The organism is Pseudomonas sp. NCIMB 10586 (genome assembly GCF_023127895.1).
Classification (GTDB): Bacteria; Pseudomonadota; Gammaproteobacteria; order Pseudomonadales; family Pseudomonadaceae; genus Aquipseudomonas; species Aquipseudomonas synxantha_A.
The window spans coordinates 1-21,375 of record NZ_SPKQ01000012.1 but is presented as its reverse complement, the minus strand read 5'-3'; the positions used below and the strand labels follow the sequence as shown (position 1 = coordinate 21,375).

The window sequence follows — 21,375 nt, the reverse complement described above, 5'->3', positions numbered from 1 at the left end:
TCCTCTATTTGCGCAACAGGCGCAGGCCATTGAACACCACCAGCAAACTCACGCCCATGTCGGCGAACACCGCCATCCACATGGTCGCCATGCCCATGAAGGTCACGGCCAGGAAAATTGCCTTGATCACCAGCGCCAGGGCGATGTTCTGCTTGAGGATACTCGACGTTTGGCGCGACAGCCGAATGAAAGCCGGAATCTTGCGCAGATCATCATCCATCAGCGCCACGTCGGCGGTCTCGATGGCGGTGTCGGTGCCTGCTGCAGCCATGGCGAAGCCGATCTCGGCACGGGCCAGAGCCGGGGCGTCATTGATGCCATCACCGACCATGCCCACCCGATGGCCTTGGCCGTATAGGGTTTCGATAGCTTGCAGCTTGTCGGTGGGCAACAGGTCACCCTGGGCCTGGTCGATGCCGACTTGGGTCGCAATCGCCTGGGCGGTGTGGGTGTTGTCGCCGGTGAGCATCAGGGTTTTGATGCCCAGGTCGTGAAGTTGCTGGATGGCTTCGCGGCTACTGTCCTTGACCGTGTCGGCCACGGCGAAAAGCGCCAGGGGGCCGGACTTGTCCAGCAGTAGCACGACGGACTTGCCTTGTTTTTCCAGGGCGAAGAGTTTTTCTTCCAGCGCCTCTGAGCACAGGCCGAGGTCTTCCACCAGGCGGTGGTTGCCCAAGTGATAGGTCTGGCCGTTGATGTCGCCGCGCACACCGCGCCCGGCCAGGGCCTCGAAGTTATCCACAGCATGAATTGGCAGGTTTTTATCCACAGCCGCGCTGGCAATCGCCAGGGACACCGGGTGGTCGGAACGCCCCGCCAAACTGGCAGCCAGGGCCGGGGCGCTGCCTTCAAGATTCGGGAACAGCGGCAGGTAATCGGTTTGCACCGGTTTGCCGTGGGTGATGGTGCCGGTCTTGTCGAGCGCCAGGTAGTCGAGCTTGTAACCGCCCTCCAGGTACACGCCGCCCTTGATCAGGATGCCTTTGCGCGCTGCGGCGGCCAGGCCGCTGACGATGGTCACCGGTGTGGAGATCACCAAGGCACACGGGCATGCCACCACCAGCAGCACGAGGGCGCGATAGATCCAGTCGAACCACACGCCCGCCATGAACAGCGGCGGAATCACCGCCACACCCAGGGCAAACAGGAACACCGCCGGGGTGTAGACCTTGGAAAAACTGTCGACAAAGCGCTGGGTCGGCGCCCGTGCGCCTTGGGCTTGTTCCACGGCGTGGATGATTCGCGCCAGGGTCGAGTTGTTGGCCGCCGCAGTGACTTTGTACTCCAGGGAACCGGCCTGGTTGATGGTGCCGGCGAAGACTTTATCGCCGATGGTCTTTTCAATCGGCAGGCTTTCCCCGGTGATAGGTGCCTGATCGATGGTGGATTGACCGGCAGTGACTTCACCGTCCAGGCCGATACGCTCGCCGGGTTTTACTCGAACGATCGCACCAAGCTCAATGCTTTTGACCTCTTGTTCCATCCATGAACCGTCAGCCTGGCGCACGGTGGCCTGCTCCGGGGTCATCTGCATCAAGCCGCTGATGGCATTGCGCGCCCGGTCCAGGGACTTGGCTTCAATCAACTCGGCCACGGTAAACAGGAACATCACCATCGCCGCTTCCGGCCACTGACCAATCAGGATGGCGCCGGTCACCGCGATGCTCATCAGCGCGTTGATGTTCAGGTTGAGGTTTTTCAGGGCAATCCAGCCCTTTTTGTAGGTGGTCAAGCCGCCGCTGAGGATCGACACCAGCGCCACCAGTGCGATCACCCAAGTCGGTACCACACCGGTGAAGTGCAGCACTTCGGCACCCAGGGCGCCCACGCCCGACACTGCCAATGGCCACCAATGCTTCTTGGCCGGCGGCGCGGCGGTGGGGCTGCCTTCCTCGATAGGGTCGGCCTGCATACCGATGGACTTGATCGCCGCAATGATCGGCGCCGTGCTCGGCAGGTCATGGGTGACACCGAGGATGCGGTTGATCAGGTTGAATTCCAGTTGCTGCACGCCGGCGAGCTTGCCCAGTTTGTTCTGGATCAGCGTCTGCTCGGTGGGGCAGTCCATGGCTTCGATGCGGAAAGTGCTCAGGCGCGAGCCCGCGGTGGGCGCTTCGCTCAGGGTCACCACGGCAGGCCCGGCAGCGCCGGAACAGCAGGAGCCTGAGTGGCCGTGGCTATCCACCGGCGTGAGTTTTGCCGGGGCGTGATCACGTGGGTGATCGTGACCATGATCGTGCGGGTGGTCATGAGCATGGTCATGATCGTGCTTGTGGTCGTGCTTGTGCGGGGTGTGAATGGAGTGGCTCATCAGGTCGCGTCCGTAAAGGTGCCTGTTGCCAAGTAAAGACCCTGTAGCCACTATAGGGTCAAGCACCCATTTGGAGATTGCTGCGATGAAGATCGGCGAACTGGCCAAACTCACCGACTGCCCGGTGGAAACCATCCGTTATTACGAGAAGGAAAGCCTGCTGCCACCGCCTGCGCGCACTGAGGGCAACTACCGGGTCTATACCCAGGCGCACACCGAGCGGCTGATCTTTATTCGCAACTGCCGCAGCCTGGACATGACCCTCGAAGAAATCCGCAGCCTGTTAGGGCTACGCGACAGCCCCCAGGACCAGTGCGAAAGCGTGAATGCGTTGATCGACGAACATATCCACCACGTGAAAGCGCGGATCGACGGATTGTTGGCCTTGCAGGAACAACTGCTGGACCTGCGCCAACGTTGCGGCGGTGGGAACCAGTGCGGGATCTTGCAGCAGTTGGAAGTCAGCGGCGGGATTGCGGCCAGTGAGGCCGAGCCTTCGCATGTGGGCCGAAGCCACGGCCACTAAACTCAAGCGAACACGCAACCCATGTGGGAGCTGGCTTGCCTGCGATAGCGGCGGGCCCGCGACATTGATGTCGCCTGACACTCCGCTATCGCAGGCAAGCCAGCTCCCACAGTTTTTTACCGCGATGGGCCGTTAGATAGCCACGTCGGCCTTGATGCTCGGGTCGGCGTCGTAGCCCACGATCTCGAAGTCTTCGAACTTGTAGTCGTAGATCGAAGCAGGCTTGCGCTTGATCACCAGCTCCGGCAGCTTTTTCGGCGTGCGCGCCAACTGGGTCTGGATCTGTTCCATGTGGTTGCTGTAAGCGTGGGTGTCGCCAGTGGTGACAATGATCTCGTGAGGGATCAGGTCGCATTGCTGGGCCAGCATATGGGTCAGCAACGCCAGCGCGGCGGTGTTATACGGCAGCCCCAGGAATACGTCAGAGCTGCGGATATACAGCTGCATCGACAGATGGCCGTCATGCACGAACGCCTGATACAGCAAGTGGCACGGCGGCAGGGCTTGCTTGCCGTTGCGCGCGTTTTCCTGCGGGCTCTGGGTTTCGTCCGGCAGGTATTCGACGTTCCAGCCGTGGAACAGGATGCGGCGGCTGTTGGGGTTGGTCTTGAGCGTGTGCACCATGTAGTCGATCTGGTTGATCGTGCCGCCATCTTTGGTCGGCCAGGCGGTCCACTGCTCGCCGTACACCGGGCCCAGGTCACCGTCTTCGGTAGCCCACTCATCCCAGATCTTCACGCCATTTTCGTTGAGCCATTTGATGTTGGTGTTGCCGCTCAACATCCAGATCAGTTCGTTGGCGATGCTTTTGAAGTGCAGTTTCTTGGTGGTCAGCAGCGGGAAGCCGTCGGCCAGGTTATGCCGATACTGACGGGCGAACACGGCCTTGGTGCCGGTGCCGGTACGGTCGCCCTTGGTCAGGCCATTGGTCACGACGTCGTGCAGCAGTTCGAGATATTGCTTCATTTGAGTACCTGTATCGTTGAAGCCGAGGCGGGCAAACCTCGGCGTTCGAATTTAAAGCGCGGCGTTCTTCAGCGGCTGCGGGCGGTTGTAAGCCCACCACAACATGCCCAGGCCCGCCAGGATCATCGGCAGGCTGAGCACCTGACCCATGGTCAGCCAGCCCCACGCCAGGTAGCCCAACTGCGCATCCGGCACCCGAACGAACTCGACGATAAAGCGGAAAATCCCGTAGAACAGCGCGAACATACCCGACACGGCCATGGTAGGGCGTGGCTTGCGCGAGAAGAGGTAAAGAATAAGAAACAGCGCCACACCTTCCAACGCGAACTGATACAGCTGCGACGGGTGGCGCGGCAGTTGCGCCGGGTCGCTGAACGGCGGGAACACCATGGCCCACGGCACGTCGGTCGGCTTGCCCCACAACTCGGCGTTGATAAAGTTGCCAATGCGCCCGGCACCCAGGCCGATCGGCACGAACGGCGCCACAAAATCCATCAACTGGAAGAACGACTTGCCGTTGCGGCGCCCGAACCACCACGCAGCGATCATCACGCCGACAAACCCGCCGTGGAATGCCATGCCGCCCTTCCACACTTCGAAAATCAGCGTCGGGTTGGCGATATACGCAGACAGGTCGTAGAACAGCACATACCCCAGGCGCCCGCCGACGATCACCCCCATCGACATCCAGAACACCATGTCGGAGAGCTTCTCCTTGGTCCAGGTCGGGTCGAAACGGTTCAGGCGCCGGGAAGCCAACAGCCAGGCACCGCCGATGCCGATCAGGTACATCAACCCGTACCAATGGATTTTCAGCGGACCAATGGCCAGGGCCACCGGGTCGATCTGCGGGTAAGGCAGCATTGCGACTCCTCGTTAAAACATTTAGTCATGACGCACCGGACCATGCCGATGTGCGATTAAGCCTGCGTTACAGCGGCGAGATCAAATTAAGAAGTTCACATACACGCCAAATAGCCCGGCATGTTAACGGATGGAAGGTGAACGGCCCAACTTCGTTACGATGGAACGCCTGCACATCTGTGGGTAGAGTGGCAAAAACACAAAAGGGGTCACCCGATGTGCCTGATTGTTTTCGCCTGGCGACCAGGCCATGCCCAACCGCTGATCGTCGCGGCCAACCGCGATGAGTTCTATGCCCGCCCCAGCCTGCCGCTGGCCCAGTGGCTGGATGCGCCGCAGGTCTATGCTGGCCGCGATCAGGAGGCCGGGGGCACTTGGTTGGGTGTAAACGCGGATGGGCGTTTTGCTGCGCTGACCAATATCCGCGACCCGCACCAGCCACCGGCACGCAAGTCGCGGGGCGAGCTGGTGGCGCGCTTTCTAAGTGGATCGCTGCCCATTGATGACTATTTAGCCGACGTTAACGGACGCTCGATTGAATATGCCGGGTTTAACCTGCTGGTTGGCACACGGGATGAGCTGTGGCATTACAACGCCAATGATACCGAGCCGACGTTGCTGGCAGCGGGAGTCTATGGGCTGTCCAATGCCGGGCTGGATACGCCGTGGCCGAAGTTGCTCAAAGCCAAGGCTGCGCTCAGCGCGTTATTGGAAGACCCACAGCCGGAAGCCTTGCTGGGGATTTTGAGCGATCCGCAGACTGCCCCGTTCGCTGAACTGCCGGACACCGGCGTAGGCCTGGCGACCGAAAGCCTGCTGTCGAGTGTGTTTATCGCCAGCCCCAGTTACGGGACACGGGCGAGCACGGTGCTGATTGTGAATGCCGATGGGACGCGCAGGATGCTGGAGCGTAGCTTTGGCCCGCACGGCGGGCGGCTGGGCGAAGTCGAACTGGAAATCTGACGGCGCTTGGACTGACGTCATCGCAGGCAAGCCAGCTCCCACATTTGGAATGCAGTTCCCTGTGGGAGCTGGCTTGCCTGCGATCAAGGCGCCTCGTTCTAGAGGGTTTTCGCCGAGGCCGGGTTGATCATCCGGGTCAGCCCGAGGTTCTTCAGCGCCAACTGCAACGAGCTGTGGATAACTTGCGGGTTGTCGATGGTCATCAACTGCGCGAGCAAATCCTTGGCCATGCCCAGGTCAACCTGGCGCAACATCCACTTCACCTTCGGCAAGTTGGTGGCGTTCATCGACAGGCTGTCAAAGCCCATCGCCATCAGCAACACCGCAGCGGCCGGGTCGCCAGCCATCTCACCGCAGATACTCACCGGCTTGCCTTCGGCATGGGCGTCGCGCACCACGTGTTGCAACGCTTGCAACACCGCCGGGTGCAGGTAGTCGTAGAGGTCGGCCACCCGTGGGTTGTTACGGTCCACCGCCAGCAGGTACTGGGTCAGGTCGTTGGAGCCCACCGAGAGGAAGTCCACCTGCCGCGCCAACTCCTTGGCCTGGTATACCGCTGCGGGAATTTCGATCATCACGCCAATCGGCGGCATCGGTACGTCGGCGCCTTCGTCGCGTACTTCGCCCCAGGCGCGGTGGATCAGGTGCAGGGCTTCTTCCAGCTCATGGGTGCCGGAGATCATCGGCAGCAGGATACGCAGGTTGTTCAACCCCTCGCTGGCCTTGAGCATGGCGCGGGTCTGGACGAGGAAGATTTCAGGATGGTCGAGGGTAACGCGAATGCCACGCCAGCCAAGGAAGGGGTTGTCTTCCTTGATGGGGAAATACGACAGTGACTTGTCGCCGCCAATGTCCAGGCTGCGCATCGTCACCGGTAGCGGGTGGAAGGCCTGCAGTTGCTCGCGATAAATCGCCAGCTGCTCCTTCTCGCTCGGAAAACGCTGGTTGATCATGAACGGCACTTCGGTGCGGTACAGCCCCACCCCTTCGGCGCCGCGTTGTTGCGCACGGGCCACATCCGCCAGCAGGCCGGTGTTGACCAGCAGCGGCACGCGGTGGCCGTCGAGGGTGACGCACGGCAGCTCGCGCAACGAATCGAGGCCCTGGGCCAGTTGCTTCTCTTCTTCCACCACTTCGGCGTATTGCTTGCGCAGCACGTCGCTGGGGTTGGTAAATACCTCGCCGCGATGCCCATCGACGATCATGTCGATGCCGTCGACCTTGGAGTACGGCAGGTCCACCAGGCCCATCACCGTCGGGATACCCATGGCCCGGGCCAGGATCGCGACGTGGGAGTTACCCGAGCCCAATACCGAGACCAGGCCCACCAGCTTGCCCTCAGGCACTTCGCCGAGCTGAGTGGCCGTCAGCTCTTCGCTGACCAGGATGGTGTTATCGGGGAAGACCATGTTGGTGCTGCGGTCTTCCTGCAGGTACGCCAGCAGGCGGCGACCCAGGTCGCGCACATCCGAAGCCCGCTCACGCAGGTAGGCGTCGTCCATCATTTCGAAACGGTTGACGTGATCGGTGACCACCTGGCGCAACGCGCCCTGGGCCCACTGGCCGGTCTTGATCACGGTTTTGACTTCGTTACCCAGGGACGCGTCGTCGAGCATCATCTGGTACACGTCGAACAGCGCACGCTCTTCAGGGCGCAGCTGGGTGGCCAGCTTGTTCGACAGGTTGCGCATGTCGGCGCGCACGCCTTCCAGGGCGGTCTTGAACAGTTTGATTTCGGCTTCGATGTCGTGGACGGTCTTGTCCGGCACCACATCGAGGTCGGCCGGCGGCAGCATGACCACCGCCGTACCCACCGCAGCACCCGGCGAACCGGGCACGCCGACGAACTTGGCTTCCTGGATGCCCTTGCCCTGGCGCCCCAGGCCGCGGATCGAGCCGGTGGCTTCGGCGTGGGCGATAACCCCGGCCAACTGCGCGCTCATGGTCACCAGGAAGGCTTCTTCACCTTCATCGAACTGGCGGCGTTCTTTTTGCTGGATGACCAACACGCCGACAACGCGGCGGTGGTGGATGATCGGCGCCCCCAGGAACGAGGCGTAGCGCTCTTCACCGGTTTCGGCGAAGTAGCGATAACGCGGGTGGTCGGCCGCATGTTCGAGATTCAGGGGTTCTTCACGCGTCCCCACCAGGCCCACCAGACCTTCATTGGGCGCCATGCTGACCTTGCCGATGGAGCGCTTGTTCAAGCCCTCCGTGGCCATCAGCACAAAACGGTTGGTCTCGGGGTCCAGCAGGTAAACCGAGCAGACCTGGCTGCCCATGGCTTCCTTGACGCGCAACACAATAATCCCCAACGCCGCCTTGAGATCCTTGGCGGAGTTAACTTCCTGGACGATCTTGCGCAGCGTATTGAGCATGGCTCGGGGTCGAACTCCGTCGTCAGTCGCGCGCTAAAAGGCGCGGGGCAAGCTCTTTGAGAGCGCGGCGGTAAACCTCGCGCTTGAATGTCACCACCTGGCCCAACGGGTACCAATAGCTGACCCAGCGCCAGCCATCGAACTCCGGTTTACCGGTCAAATCCATCCGCACCCGCTGCTCGTTGGAGATCAGGCGCAAAAGAAACCATTTCTGCTTCTGGCCGATGCACAGCGGTTGGCTGTGGGTACGCACCAGGCGTTGCGGCAAACGATAGCGCAACCAGCCACGGGTACAGGCCAGAATCTGCACATCTTCACGCTCAAGGCCGACTTCTTCGTTCAACTCACGGTACAAGGCGTCTTCAGGGGTTTCGTCGGGGTTTATCCCACCTTGAGGAAACTGCCAGGCATCTTGGTTGATTCGGCGAGCCCATAGCACCTGTCCGGCATCATTCGTAAGAATAATCCCGACATTAGGACGGAAACCATCGGGGTCGATCACGGCAACAACCTCGCAAACGCATGTCGCCGCATTGTTCCACAAAGATTGTTCCAGCGGCAACGAGGCTTCTTACCTTATGTGCACTCTTGTGAAAAGACCGTATTCTGGACGCCTTTTTACAGACTTTTCAGCGAGTAACTGCAATGCGCCTGGCTTTATTCGACTTGGACAACACCCTTCTCGGCGGTGACAGCGATCACGCCTGGGGCGATTACCTGTGTGAGCGTGGGATTCTCGACCCGGTGGCCTACAAGGCCCGCAACGACGAGTTCTACCAGGACTATCTGGCCGGCAAGCTGGATAACGCCGCTTACCTGAACTTCTGCCTGGAAATCCTCGGCCGCACCGAGATGGCCCAACTGGACGAGTGGCACAACGACTATATGCGCGACTGCATCGAGCCGATCGTGCTGCCCAAGGCGGTGGAACTGCTGGCCCAGCACCACGCCGCCGGCGACAAGCTGGTGATCATCACCGCCACCAACCGCTTCGTCACTGCGCCAATTGCCGCACGGCTAGGCGTTGACACCCTGATCGCCACCGAATGCGAGATGGAAAACGGCCGCTACACCGGGCGCAGCACTGATGTGCCGTGCTTTCGAGAAGGCAAAGTGACGCGCTTGAATCGCTGGCTGGAAGAGACTGGGTACAGCCTGGAAGACAGCTACTTCTATAGCGACTCGATGAATGATTTGCCGTTGCTGGAGCAGGTGACGCATCCGGTGGCGGTGGATCCGGATCCGAATTTGCGCGCTGAAGCGCAGAAGCGGGGCTGGCCGGTGATCACTCTGCGCAGCTGATGACGCTATCGCAGGCAAGCCAGCTCCCACATTTGGAATGCATTCCCCTGTGGGAGCTGGCTTGCCTGCGATGAAGGCGACGCGATCTAACGCTTTAAACCGGCTTGGCGCCCATCAGCCCTGCAATCGCCACAAACCCCACCAGGCTGACCACCGCCAGCACCAGGGTAAAATTCAGGCTGCCGCCCTCACCCTTGCGCAGGCGATTAAGGCGCGCCACCAGCCAGAACCACGCCAGCGCCGCCACGGTGTAGAGGATGCTGGAGCCTAAAATCCAGGTTTGCCCCAGGGGCCAGCCGATCAGGTGCACCAGCCACCAACCGGTGAACGGCATACTGACCAGGCAAATGCCCATCAGCAGCCACACGAACGCCCATGGGCGTTGCACGATGACCGCCGGGCCGGCACTGCGTTTACACCAGGCCAGTACGGCCAGGCCGAGGCCGCTGAGCAGCAGCAACACGGTGGCGGTGATGTGGATAACCTTGAGGGTGGTCAGTGTTTCCATGGTCTCGATTCCTTAAAGGCCGCTCAGTCAGCGTAGTCGCTCAACCGAGGAACAACTGGTAGGCCGGGTTTTCGCTTTCATCCCAGTACGGGTAGCCGATTTCAGCCAGGGCTGCCGGCACCAGGTGGCGCTCGTCCGCCGGCACTTGCAGCCCGGCGACCACACGCCCGTCCGCTGCACCGTGGTTGCGATAGTGGAACATCGAAATGTTCCAGCGCCCGCCCAGCTTGTGCAAGAAGTTGAACAAGGCGCCCGGACGCTCCGGAAATTCGAAGCGAAACACCACCTCATCGCTGACTTTGGCCGCATGGCCGCCCACCATATGGCGAATGTGCAACTTGGCCAGTTCGTTTTCGGTCAGGTCCAGCACGGGGAAACCCTGGCTGGTCAGGCTGGCGATCAGTGCGCTGCGCGGATCGTTTTCCGGGTGGGTCTGCACGCCGACGAAGATGTGCGCTTCGCTGCCAGAGTGGTAGCGGTAATTGAATTCGGTGATCTGGCGCTTGCCCACGGCCTCGCAGAACGCCTTGAAACTGCCCGGCTGCTCGGGGATGGTTACCGCGATGATGGCTTCGCGGCCTTCACCCAGCTCGGCACGCTCGGCCACATGGCGCAGGCGATCGAAGTTGACGTTGGCGCCAGAGTCGATGGCGACAAAGGTCTGGCCGCTGACGCCGCGAGTCTCGACGTACTTCTTGATCCCGGCCACGCCCAACGCGCCTGCCGGCTCGGTGATGGAGCGTGTGTCGTCGTAGATATCCTTGATCGCCGCGCAGATTTCATCGGTGCTGACGGTGATCACTTCATCCACATGATCCTTGCAGATGTCGAAGGTGTGTTGACCGATCTGCGCCACCGCCACGCCATCGGCAAAGATTCCCACGGTCGGCAGCACCACGCGCTCGCCTGCCGCCATGGCGGCTTGCAGGCAGTTGGAGTCGTCCGGCTCGACGCCGATGATCTTGATTTCCGGACGCAGGTATTTCACATACGCCGCAATACCGGCGATCAGCCCGCCGCCGCCCACCGGTACGAAAATCGCGTCCAGCGGCCCCGGGTGCTGGCGCAGGATTTCCATCGCCACGGTGCCCTGCCCGGCAATGGTGTGTGGATCATCGTAGGGGTGAATGTAGACGTAGCCTTTTTCATCGACCAGCTTGAGCGAATAGGCCAGGGCTTCCGGGAAGGAATCACCGTGCAGCACCACTTTGCCGCCCCGCGAGCGCACGCCTTCGACCTTGATCTCCGGGGTGGTCTTGGGCATCACGATGGTGGCCTTGACCCCCAGCACCTTGGCCGCCAGGGCCAGGCCCTGGGCATGGTTGCCCGCCGATGCCGTGACCACGCCACGGGCGCGTTCCTCGCTGCTCAATTGGGTCAGCTTGTTGTAGGCGCCGCGAATCTTGAACGAGAACACCGGCTGCAAGTCTTCGCGCTTGAGCCAGACCTTGTTGCCCAACCGCTCGGAGAGCTGGCGGGCAGTCTGCAAGGGAGTTTCCACGGCGATGTCATACACGCGCGAGGTGAGGATCTTTTTGACGTAGTCTTCAAGCATCGGCAGGCATCTACTTCACGAGTTGGGCAGGGCCAAGGAGTCTAACCCAGCGTTTGGGCGGGCGACCACACGAATCCGGAGGTTTTGTTGGGTTATACTCGCGCCCCTCGATAACTCCCCGCCCGTTCCGGAGCCCGCATGACCCAGGATCAACTCAAACAGGCAGTGGCCCAGGCCGCCGTCGATTTAATCCTTCCCAAACTCGACGACAAGAGCATCGTCGGTGTCGGCACCGGCTCCACTGCCAACTGCTTTATCGACGCGCTGGCCCAGCACAAGGGCGCGTTCGACGGCGCCGTGGCGAGTTCCGAAGCCACCGCCGCCCGCCTTAAAGGCCATGGCATTCCAGTGTACGAGCTCAACACCGTGAGCGACCTGGAGTTCTACGTTGACGGCGCCGATGAAAGCGACGAACACCTGAACCTGATCAAGGGCGGCGGCGCAGCCCTGACCCGCGAGAAAATCGTCGCGGCCGTGGCCAAGACCTTTATCTGCATCGCCGACGCGAGCAAGCTGGTGCCTGTGCTCGGTGCGTTCCCGCTGCCGGTGGAAGTTATCCCCATGGCCCGCAGCCACGTAGCCCGCGAACTGGTGAAACTGGGCGGCGACCCGGTGTACCGCGAAGGTGTATTGACCGACAACGGCAACATCATCATTGATGTGTTCAATATGCAGATCACCAATCCGGTGGAGCTGGAGACGCAGATCAATGCCATCGTCGGTGTGGTCACCAACGGCCTGTTCGCCGCACGCCCGGCGGATGTGCTGCTGCTGGGCACCCCGGAAGGCGTGAAAACCCTCAAGGCTTAACAACACCACAACTCCAATGTGGGAGGGGCGGTGCGACGATTCGACTTGCTCCCGATAGCAGTGTGTCAGTCAGAATATCTGGTACTGATACACCCAATCGGGAGCAAGCCCCCTCCCACATTTGCAGCACTCCTATCCAAAACCGTGCGCTCTGTCACGGCATCCCCTGCCCCGCCTGGTATCCAATCGGATACAAATTACAGCCACGCGACCCACGCGTTTAACAATGCGCCAATTTGCAGCCGCCCACGGAATGAGGCGCGCATTGTGCAAAGGGTCTGGGCTTTGAACATTCCCATCACCTCAAGGAAGACCTTGTGATAAAGCCCCTAGCCCTCGCCATCAGCGTTGCCGCTGCCCTGCTGTCCGCGCAAGCCCAAGCTTACGAGTACGGCCAGCACGCCAACACCACCCTGGAAAAACTGATCAATGACTACCCCGGTCGTTATCGCGGCACGGCCAATTTTGCCGGCGCTGCTGATTGGATGCAGAGCCAGATGGGCGCGGCCTATTCCATCAGCCGCCAGGACTTCACCTGGAGCAGCGGCAGCCGTGCTGCGCAAAACGTGGTGGCCTACGCCGCCGGCACCAAGCCGCAGTACGTGGTGATTGGCGCGCATTTCGACACCTACTTCGGCCGCCCGACCCTGCAAGGCCTGGATGACAATGGCTCCGGTGCCAGCGTGCTGACCGAGGTGGCGAAGAACCTCGGCGGCCTGTCATTGGAAAATGGCCTGCAAATCGTCGGATTCGGCGCGGAAGAAGAAGGTTTGCGCGGCTCCCGGGCCTTTGTTGACTCGCTGAGCGCCAGCCAGCGCGCCAATATGCTTGCGATGATCAATCTCGACAGCCTGATCACCGGCGACATGATGTATGCCCACGCCGGCCAGAACAGCACCGACAACCCGGCCCTGGCGTCATTGCGCGAGCACACGTTTCAGATCGCCAAGGAGTTGAATATCCCGCTATTCACCAACCCCGGCCTGGACCCGCAATACCCCAAAGGCACAGGCTGCTGCAGTGATGGTGAACCTTTCGAGCCGCTGAATATCCCGATCCTTTATGTAGAAGCCACCAACTGGGAACTGGGCGATCTGGACGGTTATACCCAGACCGACAACCCGAAAATCCCAGGCGGCTCGACCTGGCACGACCCGAGCGAAGACAACAAAGGCGTACTCACCGACGCCTTCGGCCAGGCGCGCATCGACCAGCGCCTGCGTGACTATTCACGCTTGCTCAGCCGCCTGGTGCTGGAACTCACCAACGCCGACCTGATGGCCTCGACGGCGTCCGGCGGTGCCGTCGCACGCAACATGCAGGACAACCTGCAACGTCAGCATCAAGCCATGGTGCGCCTGCACGATCGCCGCTGGCTGACCCTGCAGGCCGCCAGCCGCGAGGTGGGCAGCTTTGATGGCGAGATCGGCGTGGACGGCGAATACAGCCCGGACAGCGGTTTCGACACGGCCCCCAACCCCGAAGCCCGACGCCTGGGCCTGCACGCCCTTGGCGATTATCAGCTGACCCCAAGCCTGAATATCGGTGCCAGCCTGAGCTACCTCAACGGGCGCGACAAACTGGAGCATCGCGGCAAACTGGACAGCGACACCTGGCAGGCAGCCGTCTATGCGCTGCTCAATGATGGCGGGCCAAGCTGGCTGGCCGGTGACCTGAGCATCGGCCACACGCGTTTCGATTCCAAACGCAACCTGATCATCCAGGCCAATGGCGGGCCGATCCTGCTCAATCAGCAACTGACGGGCGAGACTGATGCCCTGGCGTTGGGCGCGCGGGTGCTGGGCGGCTACGACTTTGACTTCGGTGCGCTCAAGAGCGGGCCTTTCGCCGGCCTGGACTACAGCCACTACCGCATCGACACGTTCCACGAAAAACAGAACCTGCGCACCGCCCTGCAGTATGAAGAGCAGTCTTTCGACTCCCTGCAAGCCAGCCTCGGCTGGCGCGTGCGTGGCGCTGTCGCCCTGCCCTACAGCCTGAGCCTGATGCCGTATGCAGACATCGCCTGGGTCAAGGAAATGGCCGATGGCCGCTTGGATGACCTGCAACTGACAGCCCGCGCCGATGGCCAGGCGCGCACCGCTCGGCTCGGCTCAGCAGACAAGAGCTTTGGTCGCGCACAAATCGGCAGCCAATTGGCGATCACCCCGCAGTTGGGGGTGTATGCCGAGGTCAATGGCCGCCTGGGTCATGCCGAAGGCAGCCAGACCGGCTATACGCTGGGCGTGCAATGGATGTTCTGATCAGGTTTTTTTGAACACGTAAAACAGGTTCGGCTCGCTGACCATATACAGCGTGCCCTCGTCATCCATGGCAATCCCTTCGGCCTGAGGCACGCGCTTGCTCAGGCCATGGCGCCCTTTAAGCAACGACAAACTGCTTAAGGGGCGACCGTCGATGTCCAGCTCCAAAACCAGGAACGATTCATCCGACAGCGCCAGCAGATGGCCGCTGCGCTCGTCGTATTGCAGGCTCGACAGGTCGCGCACAAACAGTCCGGCATCGCGCTTGGGGTTGTTGATCACGTGCACCGAGTAGGTTTTTTCCGCCTTGAAATGCGGGAAGCCATGCACTTCATAGATCAGCATCGGGTCGCGCTCCTTGGCGACGAACAGACGCTTGCCCACCGAATCATAGGCCAGGCCCTCGAACCCCTTGTTGCTGCCGATATGTACGCCGAGGGTCATCTGCTCCGCGTCGGCGGCGTCGAGGAAGGTTGTGTCGTCGTCCACATGCACCTTGATCAGCCGCTGCTGGCGCTCATCGCTGATGACGTAAATGTTGTCACTGATAAACTCCACAGCCTCTGCATCGCCAAACCCCACCAGTGGAATGCGCCGCAGGATCTTGCCCTCCAGGGACAGCTCCACCAGCTCGGCGTTTTTATTGGTGACGGTAAACAGGCTTTTGCGCACCGGATCGTAGGTGAGGGCCGAGACATCATCGTCGAGCCCTTCGATCACCTGGCCTTCCAGGGTCACGCGGTAATCTGCCAGGCCAATGGCGCGCTCATCGGCAGGCTGGCGCCACACCTGCCAGTTGAACCAGGCACGCTCGAACAGACGAAACTGCTGCGCAACGACCCCGGCGGCAACCAGGGCAAGCAACAGCAAGATGAAAACAGCAGGTTTGGGGCGGGCAAGTCGACGCATCGGGGCGGGCTCAGTGAAAAAACTGGCGAATAGATATCAAGGTCGCCTGAATTTAAACTTAAACGCGCCGAACTGTCTGGCGAATGCCGTTTATAAAGAAAAGTCTGACGTAATTCGTCAGTTATTTCTGCTTTTCAAAACGATAGAACAAGTTGGGTTCACTGACCATGTACAGGTTGCCGCTCTCATCCAGGGTCACCCCTTCGGCGCGCGGGATGGTGTCTTTCAGGCCGTTGAAGCCACCGAGCAAGGTCATGAAGCTGACTTGCTCGCCTGTTTCGTCCAGTTCCAGCAACAGGTGGGAATCGGCCGACAGCACCAGCAAGTGCCCAGTGCGCGGGTCAATGGACAAGGCCGAAAGGTTGCGCACATCCAGTTCGGTGCTGGCCAGCTTTTGCTTGTCGCCGATCAGCGTGTTGCCATCGCTCTTCCACGTGAACAAGGCCGGCGGCCGCTCTTCGCCCAGTACAAGCTGCTGATTACGCTTGTCCCACGCGATCGCTTCAAAGGCTTTGTTCTGGTCTTTGGAGGGGCCCAGGTCATGGCTTGGGAAATCAGCTTTGTTCAGCGCCGTGGTGCCGGCGTCCACCTTTACCACGGTCACGGTGTGATCGCGTTCATCTACCACGGCCATCGAGCCGTTTTCCATCACCGTCACGCCCTCAGGATTGTTCCAGCCATTGAGCGGCATCTTGCGCAATACGTCGCCTTGCAGGCTCAGCTCCACGAGAAACGGGTTTTTGCCCATGACGGAAAACAGAGTTTTGGTCTGGGGGTTGTAGGACAGGTCGGAAGCCTCATCCTTCTCCATACCGGGCAGCAGCTTGGCGTCGATGACCGCCTGATAGTCCGGGAGCCAAACACTCTCGTGGCGTTCGGCCGGGCTCTCGAAGCGCTCCAGCACCCACAGCACACCGCGATCATCCCAGTGCATGGCCCAGGCCACGCCATACAGAATGGCACCGGCCAAGAATACCCAGGAATACCAGCGCATGGACAAGCGCGAGCGAAGCGAGGTTTTCGAAGTGGGTAGAGGCACGGCCATTGAGCGCTTTTCCGGAAAGTCAGCTGTATGGGATAGCACAGGATTCAACGGCCTGCGCGCAAGAGGCTGGGATTATCCGGATGGCGTGTGAAAAAAATGCAAAAGCCCATACTTGGGATATACACAAAACCAATGTGGGAGGGGCGGTGCGACGATTCGACTTGCTCCCGATTGCGGTCTGTCTGCCAGCTTATTTGTAGCTGACCCACCGCTATCGGGAGCAAGCCCCCTCCCACAGTTTGGCCGTTACTTAGCGCACGACGCTTTCGAAACGGTTCACACCCGCCAGCTCCAACACCAGCTCATCCCCCACATTCAACGGGCCTACGCCTGCCGGAGTGCCGGTGAGAATCACATCACCCGCCTGCAGGGAGAAGCAGCCCGCCATGTGCTGGATCATAGGCACGATCGGGTTGAGCATCTGCGCGCTGTTGCCATCCTGGCGCACTTCGCCGTTGATGGTCAGGCGTATGCCGATGTCAGTCACGTCCGCAAAGGTACTGCTGACGACGAAGGGGGCAAGCACCGCCGCGCCGTCGAAGCACTTGGCGATTTCCCACGGCAGGCCCTTGGATTTCAGCTCGGCCTGTTTGTCGCGCAGGGTCAGGTCCAGCGCCGGGGCGAAGCCGGAGATGGCGTCGAGGACTTCTTCGCGGTTTGGCTTGTTCGACAACGGCTTGCCGATCAACACCGCGATTTCCACCTCGTAATGCACCGAACCGCGTTCGGTGGGAATCGCAAAACCACCTTCCAACGGCACCACGCAGCTACCGGGCTTGATGAACAGCAAAGGCTCGGTGGGCACCGGGTTATCCAGCTCCTTGGCGTGTTCGACGTAGTTACGCCCGATGCACACCAGTTTGCCCACAGGGAAGTGGATGTTGGTGCCGTCGACATACTTGTGCTGGTAGCTCATGGAACGACTCCTTCAGGTGCGGTTAAACCGCGAAGATTTTGCCAGGGTTCATGATCCCGTTCGGGTCGAACACGGCCTTCACAGCCTTCATGTACTCGATTTCAACCGGCGAGCGGCTGTAGGTCAGGTAATCACGCTTGGTCATGCCCACGCCGTGTTCGGCGGAAATCGAGCCGTTGTACTTGGCGACGGTTTCGAACACCCACTTGTTCACGGTGGCACACTTGGCGAAGAACTCGTCCTTGCTCAGGTTTTCGGGCTTGAGGATGTTCAAGTGCAGGTTACCGTCACCGATATGACCGAACCAGACGATTTCGAAATCCGGGTAGTGTTCGCCGACGATCGCATCAATTTCGCTCAAGAATGCCGGCACTTTGGAGACGGTGACCGAAATATCGTTCTTGTACGGTGTCCAGTGGGAGATGGTCTCGGAGATGTACTCGCGCAGCTTCCACAGGTTGTGCAACTGGGTTTCACTCTGGCTCATCACACCGTCCAGTACCCAGCCCTGCTCGACGCAATGCTCGAACGTTTCCAGCGCATGGTTGGCGACTTCTTCAGTGGTGGCTTCGAATTCCAGCAGCGCGTAGAACGGGCACTCGGTTTCGAATGGCGCCGGCACATCGCCACGGCCGAGGACTTTGGCCAGGGCCTTGTCGGAGAAAAATTCGAAGGCGGTCAGGTCCAGCTTGCTCTGGAACGCGTGCAGCACCGGCATGATCGAGTCGAAGTCAGTGGTGCCGAGTACCATGGCGGTGAGGTTTTTCGGGGCACGGTCCAGGCGCATGGTGGCTTCGACCACAAACCCCAGGGTGCCCTCAGCGCCGATAAACAGCTGGCGCATGTCGTAGCCGGTGGCGTTTTTGATCAGGTCGCGGTTCAGTTCCAGCACATCGCCCTTGCCGGTAACGACTTTCATGCCGGCCACCCAATTGCGGGTCATGCCGTAGCGAATCACCTTGATCCCGCCGGCATTGGTGCCGATATTACCGCCAATCTGGCTGGAACCGGACGAGGCAAAATCCACCGGATAGTACAGGCCGTTTTCTTCAGCGACGTTCTGCAATTGCTTGGTGACCACGCCCGGCTGGCACACGGCGGTGCGGTCGGTAAGGTTCACGTCGAGGATCTGGTTCATATAGTCGAACGACACCACCACTTCGCCATTGGCCGCGACTGCCGCTGCCGACAGGCCGGTGCGCCCACCGGACGGCACCAGTGCTACCTTGTGCTCGTTGGCCCAACGGACGATGGCCTGCACCTGCTCAGTGGTCTTGGGAAACACGATAGCGCTGGGCGCGGGGGCGAAGTGCTTGGTCCAATCCTTGCCGTAAGCCTCCAGGGAGTCGGCATCGGTCAGCACTTTGCCGGGCTCAACCAGGGTCTTTAGCTCATCAATCAGGGCAGGATGGGTCATCGACAGAACTCTCGAACAATTCATGGTCATCCTGAGAACGCTTCACGTCGCAGGAATAGGTGTTTAGCGGGGTGCGTATGCTAGCATACCGCCCCCGCAGGACAGACCCAAAGGGCGTTTCTGCGGTGACGGCTTTCCTGCCGTCCGGGTCAGCTTGCGCTGCTCGACTCCCTGCCAATTTTCTCCGGGATACAGGTTTACGCAGATGAGCAAGACTTCTCTCGATAAGAGCAAGATCAAGTTCCTTCTTCTGGAAGGCGTCCACCCATCGGCTGTCGACGTTCTGAAAGCCGCCGGGTACACCAGCATTGAGTACATCACCAGTTCTCTGCCGGAAGCCCAGCTCAAGGAAAAGATCGCCGACGCGCACTTTATCGGCATTCGCTCCCGCACTCAGCTGACCGAAGAGATCTTCGACCACGCCAAGAAACTCGTGGCGGTCGGTTGTTTCTGCATCGGCACCAACCAGGTTGACCTCAACGCAGCGCGCGAACGCGGTATCGCGGTGTTCAACGCCCCGTACTCCAACACCCGTTCCGTAGCGGAGCTGGTATTGGCCGAGGCCATCCTGCTGCTGCGCGGTATCCCAGAGAAGAACGCCTCCTGCCACCGTGGCGGCTGGATCAAGAGCGCGGCCAACTCCTTCGAAATCCGCGGCAAGAAGCTGGGTATCGTCGGTTACGGCTCGATCGGCACTCAACTGTCGGTGCTCGCCGAAGGCCTGGGTATGCAGGTGTTCTTCTATGACACCCTGACCAAGCTGCCATTGGGCAACGCGACTCAAGTCGCCAGCCTGACCGAGCTGCTGGGCATGTCCGATATCGTCACGCTGCACGTTCCGGAAACCGCCGAGACTCAGTGGATGATCGGCGAGAAGGAAATCCGCGCGATCAAGAAAGGCGGGATCCTGATCAACGCCGCTCGCGGCACTGTGGTCAAGCTCGATGCCCTGGCCGACGCGATCAAGGACAAGCACCTGATCGGCGCCGCCATCGACGTGTTCCCGGTGGAGCCACGCTCCAACGACGACATCTTCGAAAGCCCGCTGCGTGGCCTGGACAACGTGATCCTGACCCCGCACATCGGCGGCTCCACTGCTGAAGCCCAAGCCAATATCGGCCTGGAAGTCTCGGAAAAACTGGTCAAGTACAGCGACAACGGTACCTCGGTATCGTCGGTCAACTTCCCGGAAGTGGCCCTGCCGGCTCACCCGGGCAAGCACCGCCTGCTGCACATCCACCAGAACATCCCGGGCGTGATGATGGAGATCAACAAGGTCTTCGCGGAAAACGGCATCAACATCTCCGGTCAGTTCCTGCAGACCAACGAGAAGGTCGGCTACGTGGTCATCGACGTCGACGCCGAGTACTCGGACCTGGCGCAAGAGAAGCTGCAGCACATCAACGGCACTATCCGTAGCCGCGTGTTGTTCTAAGGTTTCAACCGCACCACGACAAAGGGAGCCCCTCGGGGCTCCCTTTTTTGCATCTGAACAAATCTTACTTGACGTTAACCGTGATGACTTTCGAGGCTACCGTAGGCTCGAACTGGCGATGCACGTTGTCGCCAGCCACCAGTTGCAAGGTGTGCTTGCCTGGCGTGAGGGTCAGCTCGGTCTCGGTTTGCGCCTTGCCGAAGTGAATCGAGGTAGGCGTGGCCGGGATCGCTTCGTTTGCGTTGAGCGCCCCCACTTCCTGATCTACCAGCAGGTGATGATGGCCGGCGCCCGGTACCTGTTTGTCGATCGGCTCCAGGTCCAGGCCCTTGATGCCAAATTTGACGGTGAAGGTTTTGTCGACAGTAGCGCCGTCTTTGGGCGAGACAATGAACACTTCAGCACCAGCAGGAGCCGGTGTGCGCGGCAGGTCGGCAGCGCTGGCCAACATCGAAGCACCCAGCAGCAGGGACGCCAAGGTTGCACGGGACAAAAGGGCTTTCATTCGCTTCTCCAGTTTTTCAGTGAAATCTGTAGGGTTATGACAACTTCGCGATAAATTGCGGTCCAAGGCACCCGACACCATAGCAAAACGATGCTGAACAGCGCCTCGTCCATTCGAATTCTCTAGGAGTGACCATGCGCTTTTCGCCTGGCCTGTTACTGTTGCTTGCCCTTCTGAGCCCATTGGCCCATGCCGAGCTGATCGATGACGTCAATGATCGCGGCGAACTGCGTATAGCCCTGGAAGCCAACACCCCGCCGTTCAATTTCAAGGAAGGCGACAAGCTCACCGGCTTTGAAGTGGAACTGGGTGAGCAACTGGCGAAAGAAATGGACGTACGCTCCTCGTTTATCACCACCGATGATGCCGACCTGATGAACGGCGTGGCGACCGGCAAGTACGATGTGGCAATCAACCATATCGCTATGACTGCCGAGCTGAAGGATCGTTTCGATTTCAGCGCCGCTTATAACGACAAACCTGAACTGGTGATCCCGTTTCAGAAGGGCAACCCCGCGTTCAAGAGCAGCCTGGACAAGGCGCTGGAGCGGATGAAAGCGGATGGCCGCTTGAAGGCGCTGGCGCAGAAGTGGTTTGAGAGCCGAACACCGATAGTCAAGACACAGTAGGTCAAATGTGGGAGGGGGCTTGAACTGGTCCAGTGATTTCGGACATTCTTTTCGGTTTTCACGCCGCTAGCT

At 60.3% G+C, this 21,375-nt stretch carries 19 protein-coding genes; 7 read left to right on the top strand and 12 right to left on the bottom strand.

The window, feature by feature from the left end:
* Nucleotides 1-4 precede the first annotated feature (4 nt).
* Nucleotides 5-2,311, bottom strand: a complete 2,307-nt coding sequence (locus tag E4P01_RS05840; protein ID WP_216090442.1) for a heavy metal translocating P-type ATPase — start codon at nt 2,309-2,311, stop codon at nt 5-7.
* Nucleotides 2,312-2,396: 85 nt separating this feature from the next.
* Here E4P01_RS05840 and cadR point away from each other — a divergent pair, with 85 nt between their 5' ends.
* On the top strand, nt 2,397-2,837 hold the full coding sequence (cadR, locus tag E4P01_RS05835) for a Cd(II)/Pb(II)-responsive transcriptional regulator (RefSeq protein ID WP_005792326.1): 441 nt from the start codon (nt 2,397-2,399) through the stop codon (nt 2,835-2,837).
* Nucleotides 2,838-2,969: 132 nt separating this feature from the next.
* On the opposite strand, the gene E4P01_RS05830 is transcribed toward cadR, so the two are convergent.
* Both E4P01_RS05830 and lgt read right to left on the bottom strand, forming a co-directional pair.
* Nucleotides 2,970-3,803 carry a thymidylate synthase gene (locus E4P01_RS05830; RefSeq protein WP_005792328.1) on the bottom strand — a complete coding sequence of 278 codons (834 nt, stop codon included), beginning with the start codon at nt 3,801-3,803 and terminating at the stop codon, nt 2,970-2,972.
* A gap of 51 nt (nt 3,804-3,854) precedes the next feature.
* Entirely contained in the window at nt 3,855-4,667 is an 813-nt protein-coding gene (lgt, locus tag E4P01_RS05825; RefSeq protein ID WP_005792329.1) for a prolipoprotein diacylglyceryl transferase, read from the bottom strand.
* Nucleotides 4,668-4,883: 216 nt separating this feature from the next.
* Here lgt and E4P01_RS05820 point away from each other — a divergent pair, with 216 nt between their 5' ends.
* The gene (locus tag E4P01_RS05820; RefSeq protein WP_216090443.1) at nt 4,884-5,630 is read left to right on the top strand and encodes an NRDE family protein; all 747 of its coding nucleotides are present in this window, start codon (nt 4,884-4,886) and stop codon (nt 5,628-5,630) included.
* A gap of 98 nt (nt 5,631-5,728) precedes the next feature.
* Here the strand turns inward: E4P01_RS05820 and ptsP are convergent, their stop codons facing one another.
* On the bottom strand, nt 5,729-8,008 hold the full coding sequence (gene ptsP, locus E4P01_RS05815; RefSeq protein WP_005792331.1) for a phosphoenolpyruvate--protein phosphotransferase: 2,280 nt from the start codon (nt 8,006-8,008) through the stop codon (nt 5,729-5,731).
* 22 nt (nt 8,009-8,030) lie between these two features.
* Nucleotides 8,031-8,510, bottom strand: a complete 480-nt coding sequence (locus tag E4P01_RS05810; protein ID WP_003176750.1) for an RNA pyrophosphohydrolase — start codon at nt 8,508-8,510, stop codon at nt 8,031-8,033.
* 143 nt (nt 8,511-8,653) lie between these two features.
* Here E4P01_RS05810 and E4P01_RS05805 point away from each other — a divergent pair, with 143 nt between their 5' ends.
* A complete protein-coding gene (locus tag E4P01_RS05805) occupies nt 8,654-9,310 on the top strand; it encodes an HAD family hydrolase (RefSeq protein WP_032878883.1) in 657 nt (218 codons plus the stop codon).
* A gap of 94 nt (nt 9,311-9,404) precedes the next feature.
* On the opposite strand, the gene E4P01_RS05800 is transcribed toward E4P01_RS05805, so the two are convergent.
* On the bottom strand, nt 9,405-9,818 hold the full coding sequence (locus E4P01_RS05800; RefSeq protein WP_216090444.1) for a DUF2269 family protein: 414 nt from the start codon (nt 9,816-9,818) through the stop codon (nt 9,405-9,407).
* Nucleotides 9,819-9,858: 40 nt separating this feature from the next.
* Nucleotides 9,859-11,373, bottom strand: coding sequence for a threonine ammonia-lyase, biosynthetic (ilvA, locus tag E4P01_RS05795; RefSeq protein ID WP_032878878.1), 1,515 nt, complete (start codon nt 11,371-11,373; stop codon nt 9,859-9,861).
* A 138-nt stretch (nt 11,374-11,511) separates the two neighbouring features.
* Here ilvA and rpiA point away from each other — a divergent pair, with 138 nt between their 5' ends.
* Entirely contained in the window at nt 11,512-12,183 is a 672-nt protein-coding gene (rpiA, locus tag E4P01_RS05790; protein ID WP_032878877.1) for a ribose-5-phosphate isomerase RpiA, read from the top strand.
* Between the two features lie 317 nt (nt 12,184-12,500).
* The gene (locus tag E4P01_RS05785) at nt 12,501-14,447 is read left to right on the top strand and encodes an autotransporter domain-containing protein (protein ID WP_216090445.1); all 1,947 of its coding nucleotides are present in this window, start codon (nt 12,501-12,503) and stop codon (nt 14,445-14,447) included.
* On the opposite strand, the gene E4P01_RS05780 is transcribed toward E4P01_RS05785, so the two are convergent.
* The 4 genes from E4P01_RS05780 to E4P01_RS05765 all read right to left on the bottom strand — a co-directional run bounded on the left by E4P01_RS05780 (nt 14,448) and on the right by E4P01_RS05765 (nt 18,734).
* Nucleotides 14,448-15,356 (bottom strand): SdiA-regulated domain-containing protein, encoded by a 909-nt coding sequence (locus E4P01_RS05780; protein WP_032878873.1) that lies wholly within the window; start codon nt 15,354-15,356, stop codon nt 14,448-14,450.
* Nucleotides 15,357-15,477: 121 nt separating this feature from the next.
* Entirely contained in the window at nt 15,478-16,401 is a 924-nt protein-coding gene (locus E4P01_RS05775; protein WP_216090446.1) for an SdiA-regulated domain-containing protein, read from the bottom strand.
* Between the two features lie 250 nt (nt 16,402-16,651).
* Complete coding sequence (locus tag E4P01_RS05770; RefSeq protein ID WP_032878871.1) at nt 16,652-17,317, bottom strand: fumarylacetoacetate hydrolase family protein; 666 nt, start codon at nt 17,315-17,317, stop codon at nt 16,652-16,654.
* Between the two features lie 22 nt (nt 17,318-17,339).
* Nucleotides 17,340-18,734: an FAD-binding oxidoreductase gene (locus E4P01_RS05765; RefSeq protein WP_005792341.1), complete on the bottom strand. Its 1,395-nt coding sequence runs from the start codon at nt 18,732-18,734 to the stop codon at nt 17,340-17,342.
* 205 nt (nt 18,735-18,939) lie between these two features.
* On the opposite strand from E4P01_RS05765, the gene serA reads away from it, so the two are divergent.
* Complete coding sequence (gene serA / locus E4P01_RS05760; RefSeq protein WP_005792342.1) at nt 18,940-20,169, top strand: phosphoglycerate dehydrogenase; 1,230 nt, start codon at nt 18,940-18,942, stop codon at nt 20,167-20,169.
* A gap of 64 nt (nt 20,170-20,233) precedes the next feature.
* On the opposite strand, the gene E4P01_RS05755 is transcribed toward serA, so the two are convergent.
* Entirely contained in the window at nt 20,234-20,674 is a 441-nt protein-coding gene (locus tag E4P01_RS05755; protein ID WP_005792343.1) for a DUF4399 domain-containing protein, read from the bottom strand.
* A gap of 134 nt (nt 20,675-20,808) precedes the next feature.
* On the opposite strand from E4P01_RS05755, the gene E4P01_RS05750 reads away from it, so the two are divergent.
* Nucleotides 20,809-21,303 carry a transporter substrate-binding domain-containing protein gene (locus E4P01_RS05750; RefSeq protein ID WP_216090447.1) on the top strand — a complete coding sequence of 165 codons (495 nt, stop codon included), beginning with the start codon at nt 20,809-20,811 and terminating at the stop codon, nt 21,301-21,303.
* The last annotated feature ends 72 nt before the right edge of the window (nt 21,304-21,375 follow it).

Excerpts from the sequence above, each read along its gene's own strand:
- E4P01_RS05840 (WP_216090442.1), bottom strand. The coding sequence starts at position 2,311 with ATGAGCCACTCCATTCACACCCCGCACAAGCACGACCACAAGCACGAT.
- cadR (WP_005792326.1), top strand. The coding sequence starts at position 2,397 with ATGAAGATCGGCGAACTGGCCAAACTCACCGACTGCCCGGTGGAAACC.
- E4P01_RS05830 (WP_005792328.1), bottom strand. The coding sequence starts at position 3,803 with ATGAAGCAATATCTCGAACTGCTGCACGACGTCGTGACCAATGGCCTG.
- lgt (WP_005792329.1), bottom strand. The coding sequence starts at position 4,667 with ATGCTGCCTTACCCGCAGATCGACCCGGTGGCCCTGGCCATTGGTCCG.
- E4P01_RS05820 (WP_216090443.1), top strand. The coding sequence starts at position 4,884 with ATGTGCCTGATTGTTTTCGCCTGGCGACCAGGCCATGCCCAACCGCTG.
- ptsP (WP_005792331.1), bottom strand. The coding sequence starts at position 8,008 with ATGCTCAATACGCTGCGCAAGATCGTCCAGGAAGTTAACTCCGCCAAG.
- E4P01_RS05805 (WP_032878883.1), top strand. The coding sequence starts at position 8,654 with ATGCGCCTGGCTTTATTCGACTTGGACAACACCCTTCTCGGCGGTGAC.
- E4P01_RS05800 (WP_216090444.1), bottom strand. The coding sequence starts at position 9,818 with ATGGAAACACTGACCACCCTCAAGGTTATCCACATCACCGCCACCGTG.
- ilvA (WP_032878878.1), bottom strand. The coding sequence starts at position 11,373 with ATGCTTGAAGACTACGTCAAAAAGATCCTCACCTCGCGCGTGTATGAC.
- rpiA (WP_032878877.1), top strand. The coding sequence starts at position 11,512 with ATGACCCAGGATCAACTCAAACAGGCAGTGGCCCAGGCCGCCGTCGAT.
- E4P01_RS05780 (WP_032878873.1), bottom strand. The coding sequence starts at position 15,356 with ATGCGTCGACTTGCCCGCCCCAAACCTGCTGTTTTCATCTTGCTGTTG.
- E4P01_RS05775 (WP_216090446.1), bottom strand. The coding sequence starts at position 16,401 with ATGGCCGTGCCTCTACCCACTTCGAAAACCTCGCTTCGCTCGCGCTTG.
- E4P01_RS05770 (WP_032878871.1), bottom strand. The coding sequence starts at position 17,317 with ATGAGCTACCAGCACAAGTATGTCGACGGCACCAACATCCACTTCCCT.
- E4P01_RS05765 (WP_005792341.1), bottom strand. The coding sequence starts at position 18,734 with ATGACCCATCCTGCCCTGATTGATGAGCTAAAGACCCTGGTTGAGCCC.
- serA (WP_005792342.1), top strand. The coding sequence starts at position 18,940 with ATGAGCAAGACTTCTCTCGATAAGAGCAAGATCAAGTTCCTTCTTCTG.
- E4P01_RS05755 (WP_005792343.1), bottom strand. The coding sequence starts at position 20,674 with ATGAAAGCCCTTTTGTCCCGTGCAACCTTGGCGTCCCTGCTGCTGGGT.
- E4P01_RS05750 (WP_216090447.1), top strand. The coding sequence starts at position 20,809 with ATGCGCTTTTCGCCTGGCCTGTTACTGTTGCTTGCCCTTCTGAGCCCA.